21 protein-coding genes and 3 pseudogenes are annotated in these 19,216 nt (G+C 38.4%); 2 read left to right on the top strand and 22 right to left on the bottom strand.

What is annotated here, in order from left to right; genetic code table 11:
- Positions 1–31 precede the first annotated feature (31 nt).
- The 11 genes and pseudogenes from UYI_RS40140 to UYI_RS0106625 form a co-directional block, all read right to left on the bottom strand.
- Positions 32–367 (bottom strand): annotated as a pseudogene (locus UYI_RS40140) (C1 family peptidase); the annotation flags it as partial.
- Between the two features lie 18 nt (positions 368–385).
- Entirely contained in the window at positions 386–1,855 is a 1,470-nt protein-coding gene (locus UYI_RS34085) for a C1 family peptidase (RefSeq protein WP_016865901.1), read from the bottom strand.
- A gap of 11 nt (positions 1,856–1,866) precedes the next feature.
- On the bottom strand, positions 1,867–2,676 hold the full coding sequence (locus tag UYI_RS0106665) for a hypothetical protein (RefSeq protein ID WP_016865900.1): 810 nt from the start codon (positions 2,674–2,676) through the stop codon (positions 1,867–1,869).
- A gap of 272 nt (positions 2,677–2,948) precedes the next feature.
- Positions 2,949–5,163 (bottom strand): annotated as a pseudogene (locus UYI_RS40135) (AAA-like domain-containing protein); the annotation flags it as partial.
- Between the two features lie 293 nt (positions 5,164–5,456).
- Entirely contained in the window at positions 5,457–6,059 is a 603-nt protein-coding gene (locus tag UYI_RS0106655; protein WP_016865897.1) for a cytochrome c oxidase subunit 3, read from the bottom strand.
- A gap of 123 nt (positions 6,060–6,182) precedes the next feature.
- Positions 6,183–7,886, bottom strand: coding sequence for a cytochrome c oxidase subunit I (gene ctaD / locus UYI_RS0106650; RefSeq protein WP_016865896.1), 1,704 nt, complete (start codon positions 7,884–7,886; stop codon positions 6,183–6,185).
- Between the two features lie 15 nt (positions 7,887–7,901).
- Positions 7,902–8,810 carry a cytochrome c oxidase subunit II gene (locus tag UYI_RS0106645; protein ID WP_026085785.1) on the bottom strand — a complete coding sequence of 303 codons (909 nt, stop codon included), beginning with the start codon at positions 8,808–8,810 and terminating at the stop codon, positions 7,902–7,904.
- A gap of 143 nt (positions 8,811–8,953) precedes the next feature.
- Positions 8,954–9,562, bottom strand: a complete 609-nt coding sequence (locus tag UYI_RS0106640) for a DUF2231 domain-containing protein (protein WP_016865894.1) — start codon at positions 9,560–9,562, stop codon at positions 8,954–8,956.
- Positions 9,559–10,059: a DUF2231 domain-containing protein gene (locus UYI_RS0106635; RefSeq protein WP_016865893.1), complete on the bottom strand. Its 501-nt coding sequence runs from the start codon at positions 10,057–10,059 to the stop codon at positions 9,559–9,561. Before UYI_RS0106635 ends, UYI_RS0106640 begins: the two co-directional genes overlap by 4 nt.
- Before the next feature lie 457 nt (positions 10,060–10,516).
- On the bottom strand, positions 10,517–10,753 hold the full coding sequence (locus UYI_RS0106630) for a BrnA antitoxin family protein (protein ID WP_016865892.1): 237 nt from the start codon (positions 10,751–10,753) through the stop codon (positions 10,517–10,519).
- 10 nt (positions 10,754–10,763) lie between these two features.
- The gene (locus tag UYI_RS0106625) at positions 10,764–11,051 is read right to left on the bottom strand and encodes a BrnT family toxin (protein ID WP_016865891.1); all 288 of its coding nucleotides are present in this window, start codon (positions 11,049–11,051) and stop codon (positions 10,764–10,766) included.
- Positions 11,052–11,179: 128 nt separating this feature from the next.
- Between UYI_RS0106625 and UYI_RS0106620 the strand changes: the two genes are divergently transcribed.
- Positions 11,180–11,656, top strand: a complete 477-nt coding sequence (locus UYI_RS0106620) for a hydrogenase maturation protease (protein WP_016865890.1) — start codon at positions 11,180–11,182, stop codon at positions 11,654–11,656.
- A gap of 67 nt (positions 11,657–11,723) precedes the next feature.
- On the opposite strand, the gene UYI_RS0106615 is transcribed toward UYI_RS0106620, so the two are convergent.
- A complete protein-coding gene (locus UYI_RS0106615) occupies positions 11,724–12,092 on the bottom strand; it encodes a hypothetical protein (RefSeq protein WP_016865889.1) in 369 nt (122 codons plus the stop codon).
- 743 nt (positions 12,093–12,835) lie between these two features.
- Positions 12,836–13,135: pseudogene (locus UYI_RS32060) on the bottom strand (CP12 domain-containing protein); the annotation flags it as partial.
- Positions 13,136–13,807: 672 nt separating this feature from the next.
- Between UYI_RS32060 and UYI_RS0106605 the strand changes: the two are divergent.
- Positions 13,808–14,017 (top strand): TOBE domain-containing protein, encoded by a 210-nt coding sequence (locus tag UYI_RS0106605; RefSeq protein WP_016865887.1) that lies wholly within the window; start codon positions 13,808–13,810, stop codon positions 14,015–14,017.
- Between the two features lie 79 nt (positions 14,018–14,096).
- Here UYI_RS0106605 and UYI_RS0106600 read toward each other — a convergent pair whose 3' ends face one another.
- From UYI_RS0106600 to nifX, 9 genes are all read right to left on the bottom strand, one after another.
- Positions 14,097–15,041, bottom strand: a complete 945-nt coding sequence (locus UYI_RS0106600) for a heme o synthase (protein ID WP_016865886.1) — start codon at positions 15,039–15,041, stop codon at positions 14,097–14,099.
- A gap of 268 nt (positions 15,042–15,309) precedes the next feature.
- Positions 15,310–15,561, bottom strand: coding sequence for a FeoA family protein (locus UYI_RS0106595; RefSeq protein ID WP_016865885.1), 252 nt, complete (start codon positions 15,559–15,561; stop codon positions 15,310–15,312).
- A gap of 505 nt (positions 15,562–16,066) precedes the next feature.
- Positions 16,067–16,366 (bottom strand): 2Fe-2S iron-sulfur cluster-binding protein, encoded by a 300-nt coding sequence (locus UYI_RS0106590; RefSeq protein ID WP_016865884.1) that lies wholly within the window; start codon positions 16,364–16,366, stop codon positions 16,067–16,069.
- A 96-nt stretch (positions 16,367–16,462) separates the two neighbouring features.
- Positions 16,463–16,834 carry a HesB/IscA family protein gene (locus tag UYI_RS0106585; RefSeq protein ID WP_016865883.1) on the bottom strand — a complete coding sequence of 124 codons (372 nt, stop codon included), beginning with the start codon at positions 16,832–16,834 and terminating at the stop codon, positions 16,463–16,465.
- Positions 16,835–16,933: 99 nt separating this feature from the next.
- A complete protein-coding gene (locus UYI_RS0106580; protein ID WP_016865882.1) occupies positions 16,934–17,722 on the bottom strand; it encodes a HesA/MoeB/ThiF family protein in 789 nt (262 codons plus the stop codon).
- 10 nt (positions 17,723–17,732) lie between these two features.
- Positions 17,733–18,050 carry a nitrogenase-stabilizing/protective protein NifW gene (gene nifW, locus UYI_RS0106575; protein ID WP_016865881.1) on the bottom strand — a complete coding sequence of 106 codons (318 nt, stop codon included), beginning with the start codon at positions 18,048–18,050 and terminating at the stop codon, positions 17,733–17,735.
- The gene (locus UYI_RS0106570; protein WP_026085783.1) at positions 18,047–18,247 is read right to left on the bottom strand and encodes a CCE_0567 family metalloprotein; all 201 of its coding nucleotides are present in this window, start codon (positions 18,245–18,247) and stop codon (positions 18,047–18,049) included. The genes nifW and UYI_RS0106570 overlap by 4 nt, the downstream gene beginning before the upstream one ends.
- Before the next feature lie 74 nt (positions 18,248–18,321).
- Positions 18,322–18,798, bottom strand: coding sequence for a NifX-associated nitrogen fixation protein (locus tag UYI_RS0106565; protein WP_016865879.1), 477 nt, complete (start codon positions 18,796–18,798; stop codon positions 18,322–18,324).
- Entirely contained in the window at positions 18,795–19,211 is a 417-nt protein-coding gene (gene nifX / locus UYI_RS0106560; protein WP_016865878.1) for a nitrogen fixation protein NifX, read from the bottom strand. The genes UYI_RS0106565 and nifX overlap by 4 nt, the downstream gene beginning before the upstream one ends.
- Positions 19,212–19,216: the final 5 nt, after the last annotated feature.

Here is a 19,216-nt window from a genome sequence, read left to right as displayed (position 1 = left end):
GAAGGCTAGGGTTTTGTTGTCCTAAGTTATCTCATCTTCCTGTCCCTGATTTTCCTCCTTGTCTTGTATCTGCGGGTCCTCCACCTGTTCCTGATCTCCCAAAATTACTTTCATCAAACCACTCAGCCTTCAGAAGTGACCACCAAGCAGCTGTCAGTCCAGCTAATACGTAGTCGTAGGGAAGCCACCCATAGCCGTCTACTCCCCATTCAGTCCCCCAAGAGTTTCTAATTAAGAATGCACCTTTTGAATAGTATCTGCGATCGCTACACTGAATACATTTGTAATCATCATAGCCAACCGCAACAACAGTGTGTCCACCAATAACTTTGTCTTTCTGAGGATTGGGATATGCAATCCAACCATTTTTGTAATTAGAATTATCTTAGGCAGAAGAATACATTGTAAATCCAAAAATGCAAGGAAAACCTGCTGCTAAAACTGATTTAATCTGAAACAAAAGACTTTCTGTGGTAATGCCAGCGTAATCTAAAAGAAAGTATTTAAGTGATTGGTTATTCTGAGCATAAGCATAGCAATAAGGAGGTGGTTCTTCGTTAACTTGATCTTCTTCATAAGGCCACGCTTCTTCTGGAGGAACACCAAATAGAGCTAGTACTTTCATTGTTTCTCGTATAGATGCTCCCACGTCTCCTTGAACATCCATTTTATTGCGTGCAGCTTTGTATAGAAACAGAGGAGAAGCATCTATAAACTTACCAAAATTTCTATTTTCCAAATATTCTAATAAAGCGATCGCCGCAAATGCTGTGCATGAATTAAGTGAACCTTGGTCTCTAATTGGAGAAAACCAATAGCTTAAATCTATAACACTTGGAATCAGAAAAAATGGTTTTTTATTATTTTTAATATTCTTTTGCTTGTATAAATTTAATTCTTTAATAAAACTGTTATTTACTATAGGAATTTGTAAATCTAAAGTCGGAAACAGTTTTAATTTTTCTTCTCTGCTTACGTCTTTAGGTAATAAGGAGAAATTATCATAATTAACTAGCTGCTCTATTTCAAATACTTCGTGTTTATCAAAAATATTAGCCTCACCTTCTTCATATTTAGCGGTCATCGTTCTATTTCTGTCAACAGAATTGAGATATTTTTTTAACAGAAAATAAAAAACTATACTACTAATATGTTTTTTAAGAAGAGTGTGAATATCTATTTCTATAAATTCTTGTTCTACAAATGCATTAATTTGTTGTTGAACTATGTATAAAATTTTATTGATTTTATTTTTTTCTGCAAATGTGTATTTTGTGATTGTGAGAATATATGAAGTTAATACAAGTATAATATTTCTCCGCTGTTCCGCAAGAGAGTATATTTCCAATCGTAATAAAGAAATTGTTTTAGTAACTGCATTTGTAGCTAATTCTTTTTTACTACATCCCAATTCAAAGTTATAAGTATTGGATTGTTCTTTTTGAATCAAGACATTTTCAAATATACTAAAACCTTGTTCTATCAATTCTTCAAAAGTTAAGTTTCTCCATTTAGCTAATGGTGAAATATTTTGCATAATGAATGAAATTACTGGCTCAATTACATAAGAATTTTGTACTACTTCAACAAGATCACTAAATTGAGGCCAATATGAATTGTAATTCTGATTATTTAAATTTATAATTGTACTTATATTCTCTATGAGTCTCTGCTCTGAATCAATATAATTATTTTGAAAATATTGTTTTCTAATATCTTTAATTGGTTGAAAAACTTTTTCTTCAACTTCAATGTTTTGTAAAAAATCATCTTCAAAAATACTTTCATAAATCTGCCGAATACTCCTCTGATTGCCAGCGGAGTATTCTTTACATATCTGGTTAGCAGATTTCAATATTAAAGTTTCTATAATCTTATTAATTGCTTGACTTGGGATGAGTGAGGTAACAGAAAAAATCTAATCTTAGATAGGGTTTTTTGTTGATTTTGATTTTGTCCTTGCTGATCTTTGTAATTTCTATAGGATTTTTGAAGTTCTGATAACTTATTATAATCAGAAAAATACTCATTTAAGGTAGTGTAAGTTTCAAGTCCGACTATGCCATCTTCCTTAATTCTGGTAAGCAATTGAAACTGCTTCACAAGGTCTTTAGCAGTTGGATCATAAGTTTCCTCTCTCATCCAACCTGCTATCCAATTTACAACTTGTGCTGGCTGAGTGAAATCCACTGGATTATTTTGTCTATCTTTGACTTCTTTAGAAGGTGATAAATATTCTCCTATTAATAAAACGCCAAGATACTTCTTCAATTCAACTACCTGCTTCAAGAGTATACTTTCATAGGGGATTTTATTTAGAGTATATTTAGCATGGTTTCGCTCCTGTTTCCACTCATCTCTTAAAAGCCTATGAACTCTAACTTTAGCAAATAAAATCCCACCAAATATTTGGTTTGTGATTGCGTCGATTTTGAGTTTTATATTATTTGTATCTTCTTTCTCATTTGTCTGAATTTCAACCAATAAATTTAGTAAACCTTTGATAATATTTTCAAAATTACCTGTTCTTTCTTCTATTTTGAGTCTTAATTCATCTTTGAGAGGATTTTCCTGATTTGAATTATAGTCACGCAGATCAGGGTAGTCTGGAACCCAACCCAGTCCTTTCTTTGTTATATCAGTGTTTGATTTTTGTTTTTTTGCTTTATCTGCCATGATTATCTTCCTTTATTAAAGGGTGTTTGAAAAAGTGGTAGTACGAATCAACGATTGGATACTTCGCTAACTCTTCAAATCTTTTTCTATATCTGAATGGGTGCAAGTAATATAATTTATGCACTTGTGGAATATAAGCGGAAAAAATGCTTACAAATTGCTTATCCCAGGTAGGGCTAATCACCGAGCATGAAATTTTATCCGTGTGATCACGTCAATATTTATTTTTGGCGACCGCACTTCTTATCAGTAATAAATTTAACAAATAATTCACCTTTGAATTTCATGACAAAAAAATTACCTTGAAGGTTCCAGAGTTTCACACTCTTGTCGTCACTAGCTGTCGCAATCCTCTGACCATCAGGACTAAAACTGATACCATAAATTTCCCCATCATGGGCTTTCCATGTTTTTAAAAAATTACCATTCCATCTCCAAAGTTTCACTGTTTTATCTTCGCCAGCTGTGGCAATAGTCTGGCCATCAGGGCTAAAACTTATACTCCAGACAACTCCTTTATGTCCTTTGAAAGTTTTTATGGGCTTACCATCCAAATTCCAAAGTTTTGCTGTTCCATCGCGGCTAGCAGTAGCAATGGTTTGACCATCAGGGCTAAAACTTACATCCACAACAGGCTCAGTATGTCCTTGTAGGGTGACGAGTTCCTTGCCATCCGAACTCCAGAGTTTGGCAGTATTATCAAAACTGGCAGTAGCAATAATTTTGCCATCAGGACTGAACCTAACTTTTTGAACATAACCTTGATGTTTTTCTAGGCGGTTGCTTTCTCGAACCCAGTAAACTGCACTGAAGGCTTCCATGACTTGAGGTTGCAGCTTAGGGTCATTTTTCAACCAAACAGAGTCTTGTAAAAGTTGTGCCGCTCTGATCGCATCCACTAGCGGCTCAAATGAACTGCGATTGAGATTAAAGTTTGCTTTTGAAGATGATAATAATGCTTGAATTTGACCTTTATCTGCTGCTTTCCACTTCTGGACAGCGATGACAGCCATAGTCGTAATTGTAATTAAAGATGCGATCGCCACTAAAGTAATTTGCTTTTGAAATTGAGCTTGTTGTTTAGCCTGTGTGGCTGCGGCTTCTGCGCGTGTGGCTGCGGCTTCTGCGCGTGATGCTGCTGCTTGTGCTGCCAAAAGTTTCTCAACTTCGCGCTTTTCTACTTCCTGGCTAGCAGCTAAAAACTGATAATCTATATCACTTAAACTTTTACCTGTTGCCCATTTGCGAGCATTTTGCAAGTTTTGTCCTCGTAGCAAGCATGATTCATCTTGACGTGCAGAAGCTACCCAGCCATTGAGTAAGTCTGCGTAAGGACGTAATTTGGCTAATTCCTTTTCACACCATTGCTGGTTAAAAACTTGTTGATAGATATGATTATAAATTTGTAGTTTGCGATCGCGTTCCACTACCAACCCCGTCAGCCGTAGTTCGGTATGCTCCGGACTGTCATCAACTACAATCTCTCCCTGCTGTAAAATTTGCTGACATAAACCCAACAATCTACCAGTACGCTTTTCCCCACTTCGTAGAATTCTGTCTCTAATAGTCTTCAAATGCTCCGGTTCATCTTGCGCTTCCCAATTTTCAATGATGCGCTTTCTTACCAAATGCTCAATCCACCCTCCTATTTGGGATTCTTCCTCTGTGTGTTCCCGTGTCTTTGCGTCCCCCTGTCTTTATGATCTCATCTAGCAATAATTTACAAACCTTCTGAGTAAGAAACGGCTGTCCTCCTGTCCAGTACAACACAGATGACATCACCATTTGCGGTTCGCCTAACTTTGTTAGTCCCGTTGCCAGTGGTTCAGTTTCTGCAAGTTGGAAACCCGTTAAAGTAATTGCTCGACCAATATTAAAGGGTGTTCGTCGCCGATCTTGGATCAAGTCTGAAGGTGTAGACACTCCTATAATCGCAAACGTCAAACGCTGATAAACTTCTTGATCGGCTCGACGGTTGTAACAATCTCTGATGACTGCAAAAAAATCATCAACATTAAATGCCAGACTCAAAACACTGTCAATTTCATCAATAAAAATAACTATATTTGTAGTAATTATTTTCAGTAATATAGTGTCAATAAACTTGCTTAACTTCTGTACTGGTGAAATTAAATGGTTTTCTGTCCACCAGGTTTCTAAATCAAAAGTGGTGTAAAGATTGAAACTACCAATTAAAGTATCAATTACTCCTGCATACCACTGTTCTGGAGTAATATCTGCGGTTCCGATCGCAGTAATATCAATTACAGCACAAGCAAATCCTTCTTGTTGCAGACGCTGCATCACCTGTACCCGCAAGCTAGATTTGCCCATTTGGCGAGAATTGAGGACGTAACAGAATTCTCCAGCCTGCAAACCCTCATACAAGTCGTCATCTGCTTGACGTTTGACGTAGGTAGGAGCATTTTGGGGAAGACTACCCCCGACTTGGTAATTATAATAACTAGGTGGGAAGCTCTTGTCCATCAGCCACCTATCAAGAATAGGTTGAATTAGCCAATTATACCTCAATAAGGCTTTTCAACCAATTCTCTGACAAGCTTAACCTTATTATTTACTAAAAAATACCTCTGAGTTAACCTAAGCTTTATTGCTTACTAAGTAAGAATCTGATATCTGTGTGATACCAATTTCCTTTAAACATGAAACCGCTTGAGAACAAAAGTAACCCAAGACGGTTTATAGTTGATTTTGGTTTTTGATTTTGAGGCGATCGCATCATCAGGTATAGAATATTAACAATACCTGATAATCAACATCTACTGCCAAATGTAGAGAAGCACAAACAACACAATCCAAATCACATCAACAAAGTGCCAGAAAAGTGAAGTCGCATTCACACCAAAATGACCAGACTCAAAATTACCTGGAATAAAAGAACGCACCAAAATAATCAACTGTAATAGAATACCTGTGAGAACATGCAAACCGTGGAAACCAGTTAGTAGATAAAACATTCCACCAAATGCACCAGAAGTAAAACCAAATTCCAAGCCTTTCCACTCAATCGCCTGTCCAACCAAAAAGTAAGTTCCCATCGCCATAGTTGCCAACAAAAACAGGCGATATCTCCACAAATTGTGATTTTGTAAAGCACGTTCTGCCAAATAAATCACAAAACTACTAGCAACCAAAACCACCGTATTAACAGCAGGGGCTACCACTTCCAACCCATCAACTCCAGGCGGCAACCAATTAGGAGTTGTGAGTTTATAAATAATATACCCTGCAAAAAAACTGAGAAAAATAACACTTTCAGATAGCAAAAATACGACGAAGCCAAACATCTTATTGCCTTCTTCATCGTGAGAATGCTCCGCTTGATGCAGATGCAACTCCTCAGAAATCATATAACCGTCCATTCCTGAAATTCTCCTTACTCTCTTTCTCTGTGTACTCTGCGTCCTCTGCGGTTTTTAATCAATATTCTTTCAATGAAGATGCGGAGAATCTTCTTACAGAACTCTCCGCATTATCTAGCCGCATCAATCTACACTCGTCAAAGTAGGGTTAGTAGACAAATAGTTATGCCTATGAGTTTGAGCTACTAAAGGTTCCGATTTCCCATATCCATAAGGCTCACTAATCACAACAGGAATCTCTTCAAAATTTTCTACAGGTGGTGGTGAAGAGACTTCCCATTCCAATCCAATAGCTTGCCAAGGATTAGCAGATGCTGGTTCGCCACCTACCCAAGCACTAATCATATTCAGAATAAAAGGTAGAGTAGACATACCTAACATAAACGCACCAACACTAGCAACAATATTCCATAACTCATACTCTGGAGCGTAGGAAGCAACTCTACGCAACATCCCTTGTAATCCTAAGGGATGCATGGGGAAGAAGTTGAGGTTAGTACCAATGAAAGCTAACCAAAAATGCAACTTACCCAAACCTTCGTAGTACATTTTGCCTGTCATCTTGGGGAACCAATGGTAGATGGCTGCATACATCCCCATAGTTACTGTTCCGTAAAGAACGTAGTGAAAGTGACCAACAACAAAGTAAGTATTGTTGACATGAACATCCACAGGCACGGAAGAAAGCATGATGCCTGTAATTCCGGCGAAGACAAACAACACTAATCCACCCAAGGCAAACAACATGGGTGTAGTGAGGCGCAATTTTCCGCCCCAAATTGTTGCTACCCAAGCAAATACTTTAATACCAGTAGGTACAGAAACAAACATGGTTGTCAGCATGAAAATCATCCGCATCCAACCAGGAGTACCACTGACATACATGTGGTGTACCCAGACGATCGCACTCACGACAGCAATTAAGATTGAGGAAACGGCGACTACTTTATAACCAAATAAAGGCTTACGAGCATAAACCGGGAATATCTCTGAGAAAATCCCAAAGATGGGCAGAATAATCACATAAACAGCAGGGTGGGAGTAGAACCAGAAGTAGTGCTGGAACATGACTGGATTTCCGCCATTGGCTGGGTTAAAAAAGCCAGTACCAACGGTGAGGTCAAGTAACAGCATGACTGCCCCTGCTGTCAGGGCTGGGAGTCCGAAAAGTTGGATAATTTGAGCGCTGAATACTGCCCAAACGAATAGGGGCATTCTAAAGAAGGTCATGCCTGGGGCGCGCATCTTCACAATCGTAGTAACAAAGTTGACTGCCCCCATAATCGAAGACACACCAGAGATGGCTACTGCCAACAACCAGATGACTTGTCCGTTAATTAAGTTTCCTGTGGGATTCTGGAGACTGACGGGTGGGTAAGACCACCAGCCAGCTTGGGCTGGCCCACCAGGGACAAAAAAGCTAGCCATCAACAGAATTCCCACGACTGGAACCATCCAAAAAGCGGCGGCGTTGAGGCGAGGAAATGCCATATCCCGCGCCCCAATCATTAGGGGTACAAGGTAGTTAGCTATACCAACTAAGGATGGAAATGTCCACAGGAACAGCATGACTGTACCATGCATGGTAAACATACCGTTGTACATGGTGCGGTCAATTAAATCTGATTCTGGGGTGATGAGTTCTCCCCGCAGTATCATTGCAAAGATACCGCCAACTAGGAAAAAGATAAATGAGGTAACAAGGTACTGAATACCAATGACCTTGTGGTCGGTGCTAAAGCTGAAGTATCGTTTCCAGTTATCGGGACTGGGATGATGGGTTTGTTCACCTGCGATACCGATACTTTCGATGGTAATGTTGGTCATCGCTTTGTTTTCCTTTTAGCCAGGATAATTAACCAGAGGAGGTGCAGCAGGGGCGACGGTTGTCCAGCCATCTGCTTGAGCGTATTCAGAAACTGCCTGATTTTTGGCTGGAGAAGGTTTGCGGGTTGCAGCTTTGGTCAGCCACTGCTGGTAATCTTCTGGTGATTCAACTACAACATCGGCTTGCATGGTTGCAAAATATGTACCACTGTATTGAGAATCAGTGAGTTGATATTTACCAAGCCGGATGGGGGTGAATTCAAAGTCTATAGTTTGGTTGGGAACTATGTCTTGTTTGAGGCGAAAGGCTGGTACGTATAAGCCATGCAGAACGTCTTCAGATTGTAATGCTAAACGCACTCTTTTGTTAGCAGGTAGGTGCAGTTCGCTACTGGTGACATTCTTTTCTGGATAGTGGAAGACCCAAGCCCATTGTTTGGCAAGAACGTCGATTTTTTCTACAGGTTCAGTGGTGGTGTCAACAGGTGCGTCTTTTGGTGCTGCATAAGCTGATTCCATCCCCATCGGCATATGGAAGTGGACGTGTTCATTTGGGCCTTGAATTCCCATTTGCTCGTAGATTTGGTAGCTATAACCAGCAATCCACAGCACCAGCATAATCGGGATGGCTGTCCAGACGACTTCGAGGGTGATATTTCCTTCGATTGGTGGGCCATCAGCGATTTCACCTTTCTTCGCCCGATGGAAAATTACGGAATACATCAGAGTTCCGGTGACACCCAGGAAGATAAATGCTCCGAGTGTTACCAAGAAGCTAATCAAATCATCAACAAGTCGCGATTCCGCAGCCGCTTGGGGAGGAAGCCAGGAGTAAGCCTGTTTCCCAATCCAGAGACTGGTAGTAGTGAGTGCGATCGCACTCGTTGCAAAGGTGAGAATTTTGAGTAATTTCTGGATTTTCATGGCAATAGAAGAGTTGGTTGTTAGTTGTTGATGGTTGGTTGGTGGTTGTTGCTTGACTACTAACCACTGTACGGGCGAAGCATTTGTACGAAGATCTATAGTTTTTAACAAAGATACTCATACAAATGCTTCGCCCCTAACCACTAACCTTTTATAATTGCGTTGAGGTCTTGACCGATTCTGAGCAATTGATCTGCGGTGTTATGTATGCCGAATTCCGCAGCCATTTGCGCTCCCAATGTGCCGTGAATATACATCACAAACATGATTGCCATTCCGACAGCGAGATAACTCAGCTGCACTTGTCTATCTTCGTCTTTGCGCCAAATAAAGCGCTGGAATCCGCGCCAAACAGTCATACCAACGATTAGCGCTAAGAGTAAAACACCACCCACACCATGCCACAGCATTGTTTCCATTGCTTGCATACCCCAGGCACTTTTAACATCTACTGGTGCTTCTGCAAGCATGATTTCGTAAAAGCCTGCCGCTACTGTAAAAAAGGTGATAATGGCTGAAGCCAGCATGTTATACCAGCCAACATCAAAGAAGTTTGCGCGTTCAACTGGTAATGCTAAATATTTGTAGACAAATTTATGTAGGGGGAAAAATACACCGACAATATCAAAGAGAATCCCAATGATGAACAGACCCAATGTCAGATGAACTAAGTTGGGATGAATAGGAATGGTGTAGGGTAGTCCGTTTGCGCCTAGTTTAGCTCCCAATTGATCAATTAGTTCTGGGTTCATCGCAAAATACCATCCTTTACTGCTTCAACTACTGGTACTGTGTGCAGTCCATACACCCAAACAAGTTGATCTCCCAGATATACTTGCATACCAACGATGGTGACTAGTAGTAGTCCTACTCCCAAATATCCAATGGGTAATTTCTGGGGGTTGCGCGTACGAATTACATAACGCCAAGCTGTGATTGCAGCAATAATTCCTGAAAGTGACCAGCCAATCAGGGTATGCATATTCAGTACTGACTTGGCTAGATGATAAGGTCTTGCCAAACCTGCTTCAAACTGACCAAAAATGATCGCCACAAAGATGGCGACGGTAGCAAGACACATATTCCACCAGCTGACCTCGAACAGACGGGAATTGCGGGTAAAATAACCTATCACATCACAGCAGAAGGCAAACAACACCATTGCTATGACAAAGTGAACAACAATAGGATGAATCGTATCTGGATAGGGTAAATTGTGGTCGTTCAAACGCGTTAGATACTCAAGCATAAAATTCTCCTGGGTATATCTGCTGCATATAAGCTCAATTTTCAAGATTGGCGTCCATAAATGTCACTACCAGCATTCATACTTAACCAATTTGGTTATGATCTTTGCGTGGCGAAATCCGGTTAGTTAAGAATTAGCTTGGTTGTAGGATAGGATGAATTTAGTTTAACTTTTAGACTCAAAACTTAATAATTAGCATACAACGATAATATTCTTAAACAAAGCTAAAAAATGTATTTTTTAATCAGAATTACAATTGCTAAATGTCAATAGTGAACTATTATTAATAACGTATTGATGTAAAATTTTCGTTGATCAATAAAAGTATTTTGCAGTAATTTTTTATTAAAAAAATGGTATAATACTGACTATATTTTGTTTGTAAATAAAAAACCATCAGGTAAAGTTTCTATTTTCTTAATTTCCACCTGATGTGAATTAAAACAATATAGGTTTGTTATGTTGATTGACGCATGGTAGCAGCCTTCTTTTGTGCTTCTGCATAGATTCGTAGTGCAGCAGCCATATGCTGTTCAGCTTCTTCACCCTTTGATTCGAACCATGCCAATGTCTCAGAATCAACACGAATAGTAACTGTAGCCAATGGCGATACAGGCATTCGTAACTTTGCCTTGGAGAAGAATTCGTCTGTAAGAGGGGGAATATCTGATGTGTCAATTTCATCGTCAGTCATCGCGTCAATTCTAGACCAGTCGGTTTTTGAGGTATTGCTCATAACGCCTCCTTTCATGTGAGAGTGCTTTTCTTAAGGAAATTATACGAATTGTTGCTTCATTAGGCTCAGTGTACACAACTACCACCACACGTCCATCCAGTAGTCCAATTCCGATCCATCGATCTTCACCATAATCGTTGCGCTCATCAAGGTCAACCGCCATCGGCAAGTCAAAGACTCGATAAGCATCAGCAAAATCGAAACCGTGCTTGTCAATATTAAGTTCGTTTTTTCGTTTATCCCACTCAAAATTCATGGGTTAAAACCTTAGATTAAATGTTATAGAGAAGCTTTCCTTCAAGCTGCACAGCCTCAACTTGAAATATAATGTGATATTTAAAACCTTCATTTTTCAATCAGTCACTACAAATTTTAGGAATACAAATGACAAATGACCAAGGACAAATAACTATTATTGGTTGTGGTAATCTCAACCGCAATGATGATGCTGTGGGTGTGATAGTCGCTCAACGCCTACAGCAATATCTTGCTGAACATCCCCATCCTCATGTGCAAGTTTATGATTGTGGTACTGCTGGGATGGAAGTGATGTTTCAAGCAAGAGGTTGTAAACAGTTAATTATTATTGATGCAAGTGCAACAGGTTCCGAACCAGGCGCTGTATTTAAAGTTCCAGGAAAAGAACTAGAGACCCTGCCAGAAGCAAGTTATAATTTGCATGATTTTCGTTGGGATAATGCTTTAGCCGCAGGCAGAAAAATCTTTCAGAATGATTTTCCTCAAGAGGTGATAGTTTATTTAATTGAAGCGGCAAATCTTGATTTTGGTTGGGAGTTGAGTCCTGCTGTTAAAGATTCTGCTGACCTGGTTTTTGCAGAAATTAAAGCGATAATTCAGTAGAGAGTTAGTGGTTAGTAGTTAGTGTCTATCGATCAACAAACAACAACCAACAAACAACTAAGAACCACTACGCCATATCCCGATAAACTGATAACTCATCTACTCTCATCTCAAAAGGCATTCCCTCTTTTTTGGGCGGACAAATGCGAATTTTGGCGCTACTAATAATGTCGCCTAAAATTGCCGCCATTGGCACAATTTTTTGCAGAACACGCCAGTTAGTAATTTGGTCGGGACATTCGACTACTAAAGTCAAAGCATTCGCATGACTAAGAATGTACCAACGACAACTAGATAATAAATTTTGAATAGTGCGATCGCAAGCATTAAAAAAATAACTACTAATAGAATTTTCTAGTTGTTGGCGCAATATAATGTCTGCTGAAGTTAGCTGAAGAGGGTGGGAATCATCCTTTGGTAAAAATTCCTTATTCATCTCTTTCTCCCTTAATGACTATATATAATTTACACTTACAATGCTTGAAAGTACAGTTTTTATTAGTCTAGCTGGTTACATTAAAACCTCCAGTAATTCCTAGATTAATAAGAGTAAATGTATTAATATTAACGTGAGTTTTAAGGATATAGCTTACCTCTTGTTAAATCTTTTTCATATGCTGAAAGAGGCTAACAAATCCAATTTTTACATTACCCCTTTCCTATGTTGTAGGAGAAGGAGATCGAAGGATTAGGTTCGTTGTAATGACGTGAAAATTAAAAATTATTTTAGGTTTTTGTCTGGATTAAAGCTGAAGCAGTAACTTTACTTAGATGATTGATATTTTCTATCTACAAAGCAATACTTCAACCTTTTATAGTTCCAGCTAGATTTATAATAAACATAAATAATTAAAAAAAAGAATCCATTGATACTATTGCTGGGTAAAATATTAATCTCTAACTTAATATCAATGATTTTTTATATACGTGTTAGAAAATAATTCTCAAGTTCTAAATCATAGAAGCAAAATGCTACACTGTCTATTTTGAAAACTACACCTTAGTAAGCTCAGTAAAAAGCCTTTTGCTTATAAAAACTGACTATTAATTTATAAAAATAGTTTTGAGAAAAGTTTTCAAAGATAATTACACTAAAAGATAATTAATAAAGTAAATATTAAATTTGTAGGGTGCGTTACACCGCGTTAACGCACCTCATAATAGCTACATAGTTTATACTTAGTGAACTACGCTCACGGGATGACGTCCATTAGAGAATAGTTGTCTCGTTGATTTTTCTAACTTGGGTGCGCCATAAAAACATGCTTCTGCTTCGAGTTCGTCTACAAAATCCCAAGCTTCTACAACTTTTTTGGAATCCGCGCCGTAGTTACTGGAAATTGAGCGAGCATTCGATATGGCTTTTTGAAGTTCTTTTTGCAAGAAAGCTAATTTGGGTTTTTCCAGGAAGTCACCTTTGGTAATAATGTCGGTGACAGAAATAATGCCAAGTAATTCACCTTGAATGACAGGTTCCCTTTCTGTAGAAATCTTGCAATATTGACTTAAGATTTTGGTAAAAGCTTAAAGAGCCAAGGCGAGGGTTTTAAAATTCCTTTGACCCTTCCCCTTGTAACTTGTGTTGTCTTTTGCAATAAATCTAACATTGTCATATTTTTAATAAGAGACAATAATTTTAGACAATCTCTAATTTATTTAGGTATGATTTCAGTATCTACTAATTTTTTGTCTAATAAATTAACATAATTTATTTGTCTGTATATTATTTAAATAAAGCGTGAAAATTTAATTGTATCGGCAGTTAATTGTTAACTCACATTTTGCACCAAGAAAAATTGATGTAACTTTATTACTCAGTAAAAAAGCGAAAGCCTTGATTTAACGACAAAAACCTATAAAAGTGAAGTATCTTTATCGCGCATCTTTTTACTTAACCTGGGGTTGTACGGTGAGGTGCAAGATATGAGTTAATAGAATTTTTATAAAATGTAAATACACAGAGTGAAAAATTGTAGTTAAATTAATCTACGAAATACCCTTTCTGTAGGTATATAGTTGGGTACAAGCAACAATATATTTAGAAATTAAATTAAGTATAAAAAATACTTTATAAAAAAAATCTAAAGAAATACATACAAGTTCTCTTAAATAGATAACATAAATGAGTCAAATAACCAAAGATACAAAAAGATGAAAATCAGCGCTCGTAATACTCTAAAAGCTACTGTGAAAAAAGTCGTACCAGGGTCTGTAAATACTGAAGTGACATTAGAATTAGCACCTGGAGTAGAAGTAACTGCTATTATTACAAAAGCTTCAGCAGATAGTTTGCAGCTAGCTGAAGGTAAAGAAGCTTATGCTGTGGTGAAAGCAACAGATGTGATAGTTGCTGTTGATTAAAAAATACTTAGTTGTTTGTTGGTGGTTAGTGGTTGATTGTCAAAACAAACAACTAATAACAACCAACAAAAAACACAATTCAATTAACTAATTGTATCATTACTTGAGTGAAATTGTGGGTAATCGGTAAACTATCAACTACCATAGCAGCACACAACAACATCATGTAAAGAATAGAGTAAAGAAAAAGCGATCGCGCTGATTGTTTATTCTCTGAATCTTGCAAAAGTGCCCAGGCTTTTTTAATAAAGATAGCTCCCATAATAAAGGCTATACAGCCATAGACAGTACCTACTGCTTGTAGAGGGTCGATCAACAAAAACGTAGCAGGGACAAGCATTAAAGTATATACCCAAATTTGCCGGGCGGCGGTGATATTATCAGTAACCACAGGCAGCATGGGTACACCTACCTTGGCATAATCTTCGCTAATCATCAAGGCTAACGCCCAAAAATGGGGAGGTGTCCACAAAAAAACGATCGCAAATAATAACCACGCTGTCCAACTCAGTGTACCAGTGACTGCTGCCCAACCCACCAACATGGGAACAGCCCCAGCTGCACCACCAATAACAATGTTCAGCCGTGTGTGACGTTTGAGTAAATGAGTGTAGACGCCTACATAAAATAAAATCCCCGACATTGCTAGTAAAGCACTGAGCAAATTTACAAAGACTGTCAGCAATGTAAAAGAAATACAAGCTAAAGTGATCGCAAATATTAAAGCATGAGTAGGTTGGACACGACCAGAAGGTAAAGGACGATGGCGCGTGCGTTCCATTTCATAATCAATATCGCGATCATAGACGCAATTAAAAGTTTGAGCGCTAGCAGCAGCAAAACTACCACCAGCCAAAGTTACTAGTAGCAATATTGGATCTAATTTTCCCTCAGATGCGATCGACATACTAGCAGCTGTCGTAATCAATAGCAGAGGAATAATTCGGGGTTTTGTGAGTTGATAGTAACTCTGAACGACTTGTAAAAAGTTGTGATAGTAGCGCGTGACGGTGTTCCCAGTCATATTTTTATTAAATAGGTGTGGGGGTGTAAGGGTGTTGGGGTGTAGGAAAAGTCATATTTCCATATTTGCTTGTGGAGATTTTCCCGTGAATGACTGTCTTGAAAATATAGTAGAAGGCGTATCTACGTATTATTTAGTCCGTTAAAATGGACTTTTGCTATAAGCTTGGAACTAAAGTTCCAAGCGTACTCAAGTTGAAGTGCAATATCTAAATATTCTAAAAATAATTAAAAATCAACCAATAACCTAATTAATAACAAACATATAATTACCTATTCACAATTCGGACATAAATTTTACGAGCAATTTCCTTACTAATCGCTAATCTTCGTTGTCTAACGTTGATAACAAAGTTAGGAAATTGCTTTTCTACAGTCAAGTATGTTCCTGGAGTTAGACCCAAAGATATCACTTGATTGAGAAGGTTTACGTCCTGAGTGTTACAGAACTGAATAATTCCTTTTTCTCCTATTTTCAGTAATTCTAATGAAGAACCAGTAACGCTAAAACCGTTAAACATTTACTAGTTAGTGGTTAGTTGTTGGTTGTTGATTGTTGGTTGTTGGTTGTTGATTGTTGGTTGTTGGTGAGACCAGCCCCCCAAAAAGGCGGTCTCCGTCACGTAGACACGTAGACGCGAAGCGGCTTCCGCAGGTAGTGGCTTAAGGTAAGGGTAGGGGGACTGGCGAACCCGTAGACACGAAGTGGCTTAAGGTAAGGGTAGGGTTGTTGGTTGTTGTACCAGACGTGCCATGGCACGTCTCTACATTAGTTAGTAGTTAGTAGTGTTTAAATACTAGATATTTAAGTTATTTGTAAAATAAAACTAAAGAATCAACCAAAACATATAAAATCACGTTATCTTATAATTAACAATAGTATTTGAAAAATAATTGTTATGAACAGATCACTTAAGTAAGTATAAAAAATTTATTTTTCTGAATAAAGAAGTCATAACTATGTAATAGCTATGACCTCAAAATAGCTAAGGAAAGAAAAATAAAGGAAATAAAAAAATGAGAGGTTTAGACAAGATAGGGTTCTTGATGAGTTTTAATAGTGCAATTAGAACGAGGATAGGTAACACAAAGTAATGCGAATCCTTTGGACACCTGCTCATCATCTAAGAAAATTTGCTCAGACTGATCTACTTCACCTTCAACTATCTTACCAACGCAGCTAGAGCAAGAGCCAGAGTGACAAGAGAAGGGTAAGTCAATGCCGTTTTCTTCTGCTGCTTCTAGGATAGTAGTATCTTCATCAACTTCAATTGTGGCGTCGAGGTCTTCTTTTTTGTTGATTAATCTTACTTGGTAGGTAGCCATTTTTGTGTTCTCCTCAAAAAAATTTAGTTGTTAGTTGTTAGTTATTAGTTGTTCGTTCCAAACAACAAACAACAAAGAACAAACAACATTCATTAATTAGCTGCAAGGTACACCTGCTGATGAGCAATCACCCGTTTTAAATGATTTGCCACAACCGCAAGTTTCTGTTGCATTAGGGTTGATAAACTTAAAGCCGCCTTCCATTACACCATCAATAAAATCGATGACAATTCCTTCAAGTAATGGCGCGCTTTTCGCATCAACGTAAAGAATAACTTTACCTTGCTGAATGACTAGATCGTCTGGTTTTGGTTGACTAGTGACATCCATCGCATATTCATACCCACTGCAACCACCATCTTTAACAGATATGCGGATGCCTTTTGTGGCGCCATTGGTATCGGGAGCAGAACCCGCCAAAAATGCCCGTAGACGAAATTCTGCTTTTTCTGTCAAAGTAACAGTCATTAGACCTCCTGACTTTTCAAAATTTGTTGTTTGTTGCTAGTTGGTAGTTGATTGTTAGTTGTTCCAAATAACAAAGAACAAACAACAAACAACAATTTATTAATGACTAATGACTGTGGATTTTGATTGCAAGTATCTCCAAGGTGCATTGTTACCGCATACTGGACAGCAGCGATCGCGATAAGAACGGCGCTTAGCAAATTCCATGCGGGTCAAATCCATTGTCAGTAGTTGCGATAACAAAGGTTGACTATAACCAGTTATCAGCTTGATTGCTTCCAAAGCCGTCAAACAAGCAAGAGTACCCGATACAGCACCTAAAACTGCAAACCCGCGTCTATCCCAGTCTGGTTTCTCTGGAAATAGGCAAGATAAACAAGGCGTTACACCAGGAATAATCGTAGTCAGGTAAGCCTCCATCCCGTCCATTGCTGCTTCTACCATTGGCTTACGCCAACGTACACAAGCTGCATTTAGCAAATCGCGTTCCGTAAAATTATGGGCGCAGTCTAGTGCCATATCAGCAGATTGCACCAAGGAGTCAACATTCCCTTGATTAATATACTCATGAACCGCTTCCACTTTGACATCAGGATTGATGGCTTCGAGAGTTTCCTTTGCCTTGAAAACTCTTGGCTGACCAACCCAATCGTGCGTCATCAAAATTTGACGATTCATATCATCTAGTCGCAAGTCACCACCCCGGACTAGGATCAACCGACCAACGCCTGCTACTGCAAGGTAAAGCGCTGCCGTACCACCTAATCCTCCCACACCTGTCACCAGAACAGTTGCTGACTTGAGACGCTTCTGCGCTACTTCGCCAAAATTTGGGAGCATCATTTGGCGACGGTAACGTTCTAACTCGGTAGGCGTTAGGTCTATCACTTTTTACCTCCTAATCAGAAGTGATTTCTGTCAGCGTGACTACATTTTTAGGCTTCTGTTTAAATACTTTGAACAGCTTTTGTTCTTGAGGTGTGGATTCCAGAAAAACCTGATAAGCTTTTTGCAAAGCCTCACAATATTTATTTAATCTATCTTCTGAACTAAGGTCAGTATAATTCTCATCAATTTCTTGAATAGATTGGGAGAATTTTTTCAAAATATGTAGACGATTTACACTTACAACTTTTTGGTCATAAGGTAATCCAAAAAAATCAAAATATTCTTCTGCTTGTGTAAGCTTTTGGAATTTATGCCAATCTTCACTCATTGCCCTTGCTCCATAATTTTGAGTTGTTGCTTTAGTTCATCCAACTGACGATAAATTTCATAAGTGGCAGCGGCAACATCCATGATTTTTTGATAATCTGTTGGCAGTCCCTCTGCCAAATCATGCAGATCCATTTTCATTTGGCCTGCTTTACTATTGAGGCGTTTGATTTGAGTTCTTAGTTCTTCAACCTTCATTTGTTGGTTGTTGTTTGTTGGTTGTTGTTGGTTAGTGGTTATTCTTGAAAATTGACCATTGACTATTGACAAAATTACAATCTTCCCACTTCAGGGAATTTTTGAGCTAGTTCCACACCTTTTTGAACTAGCTTTTCTCCCTCTTCTGCTACTTTTTCTAGTGATTCAAAACCAAAACGATGAGCATCTCGTAATGTTTTTACTGCCAATAAAAGGCGACCAGAAAAAACCAATGCCCAACCAAATCCTTCGTGACTCAAATCAACTACAACCTGAGACAACAAACCAGTCTCTTGTTCAATTCGAGCAGCGACAGCACGATAAAATGCCATTATTCGCCCAATTGTTACTGGGTCAACCTCACCCTCTACAGAAATTTCGCGTTTCTTTTGTTTGCTAACTATAAAGGGTTTAAGGATTAATTCATCTGACCAATTGCGGTACACACCGTAACTATCTTGACCACGAATTTGTTGGACGATCGCTTTCAAAAAAGGCGAATTTACAACTTGATTCGGGGCGGTTCCGTTGACACTATTAGTTGTACTCATACAGTTGTTTCTTCTTCCAGTTCTAATTCATCAAAATTCAGATTTTTTTGCTGCAATGCTTTTCGTAACCAAGGTGGTGGACTACCTTTGAGAGTTTCGACTAATTTATTTAACACATCAGCAATTTCATCTTGCTCTGAACGCGCTTTAATTGGAGTGACACCTGTTTTAAGTAATTTGGCAGCAGCACTGCTACCAATTGCCGCAACATACACAATTGTGCATTCTTTTAATGCATTGAGTTTGGGGACGAGTTTATCCTCGTTACCATCTTCTTTGAGGTTTCCATTAAATTTGATAGTTTCTACAAATTGATAACCATCTTGGGAAACTTCATAAACATCAATCATCTTTGCCCAACCAAAATGAGCATTAACATGAACTTGATCACTAGTTGTGAAGGCTATTTTCATTTTTA

The organism is Fischerella muscicola PCC 7414 (genome assembly GCF_000317205.1).
GTDB lineage: Bacteria > Cyanobacteriota > Cyanobacteriia > Cyanobacteriales > Nostocaceae > Fischerella > Fischerella muscicola.
The sequence above is the reverse complement of the archived record's forward strand: the minus strand, read 5'-3'. Positions and strand labels throughout refer to the sequence as shown.

Excerpts from the sequence above, each read along its gene's own strand:
- UYI_RS0106665 (WP_016865900.1), bottom strand. The coding sequence starts at position 2,676 with ATGGCAGATAAAGCAAAAAAACAAAAATCAAACACTGATATAACAAAG.
- UYI_RS0106655 (WP_016865897.1), bottom strand. The coding sequence starts at position 6,059 with ATGGACGGTTATATGATTTCTGAGGAGTTGCATCTGCATCAAGCGGAG.
- ctaD (WP_016865896.1), bottom strand. The coding sequence starts at position 7,886 with ATGACCAACATTACCATCGAAAGTATCGGTATCGCAGGTGAACAAACC.
- UYI_RS0106645 (WP_026085785.1), bottom strand. The coding sequence starts at position 8,810 with ATGAAAATCCAGAAATTACTCAAAATTCTCACCTTTGCAACGAGTGCG.
- UYI_RS0106640 (WP_016865894.1), bottom strand. The coding sequence starts at position 9,562 with ATGAACCCAGAACTAATTGATCAATTGGGAGCTAAACTAGGCGCAAAC.
- UYI_RS0106635 (WP_016865893.1), bottom strand. The coding sequence starts at position 10,059 with ATGCTTGAGTATCTAACGCGTTTGAACGACCACAATTTACCCTATCCA.
- UYI_RS0106630 (WP_016865892.1), bottom strand. The coding sequence starts at position 10,753 with ATGACTGACGATGAAATTGACACATCAGATATTCCCCCTCTTACAGAC.
- UYI_RS0106625 (WP_016865891.1), bottom strand. The coding sequence starts at position 11,051 with ATGAATTTTGAGTGGGATAAACGAAAAAACGAACTTAATATTGACAAG.
- UYI_RS0106620 (WP_016865890.1), top strand. The coding sequence starts at position 11,180 with ATGACAAATGACCAAGGACAAATAACTATTATTGGTTGTGGTAATCTC.
- UYI_RS0106615 (WP_016865889.1), bottom strand. The coding sequence starts at position 12,092 with ATGAATAAGGAATTTTTACCAAAGGATGATTCCCACCCTCTTCAGCTA.
- UYI_RS0106605 (WP_016865887.1), top strand. The coding sequence starts at position 13,808 with ATGAAAATCAGCGCTCGTAATACTCTAAAAGCTACTGTGAAAAAAGTC.
- UYI_RS0106600 (WP_016865886.1), bottom strand. The coding sequence starts at position 15,041 with ATGACTGGGAACACCGTCACGCGCTACTATCACAACTTTTTACAAGTC.
- UYI_RS0106595 (WP_016865885.1), bottom strand. The coding sequence starts at position 15,561 with ATGTTTAACGGTTTTAGCGTTACTGGTTCTTCATTAGAATTACTGAAA.
- UYI_RS0106590 (WP_016865884.1), bottom strand. The coding sequence starts at position 16,366 with ATGGCTACCTACCAAGTAAGATTAATCAACAAAAAAGAAGACCTCGAC.
- UYI_RS0106585 (WP_016865883.1), bottom strand. The coding sequence starts at position 16,834 with ATGACTGTTACTTTGACAGAAAAAGCAGAATTTCGTCTACGGGCATTT.
- nifW (WP_016865881.1), bottom strand. The coding sequence starts at position 18,050 with ATGAGTGAAGATTGGCATAAATTCCAAAAGCTTACACAAGCAGAAGAA.
- UYI_RS0106570 (WP_026085783.1), bottom strand. The coding sequence starts at position 18,247 with ATGAAGGTTGAAGAACTAAGAACTCAAATCAAACGCCTCAATAGTAAA.
- UYI_RS0106565 (WP_016865879.1), bottom strand. The coding sequence starts at position 18,798 with ATGAGTACAACTAATAGTGTCAACGGAACCGCCCCGAATCAAGTTGTA.
- nifX (WP_016865878.1), bottom strand. The coding sequence starts at position 19,211 with ATGAAAATAGCCTTCACAACTAGTGATCAAGTTCATGTTAATGCTCAT.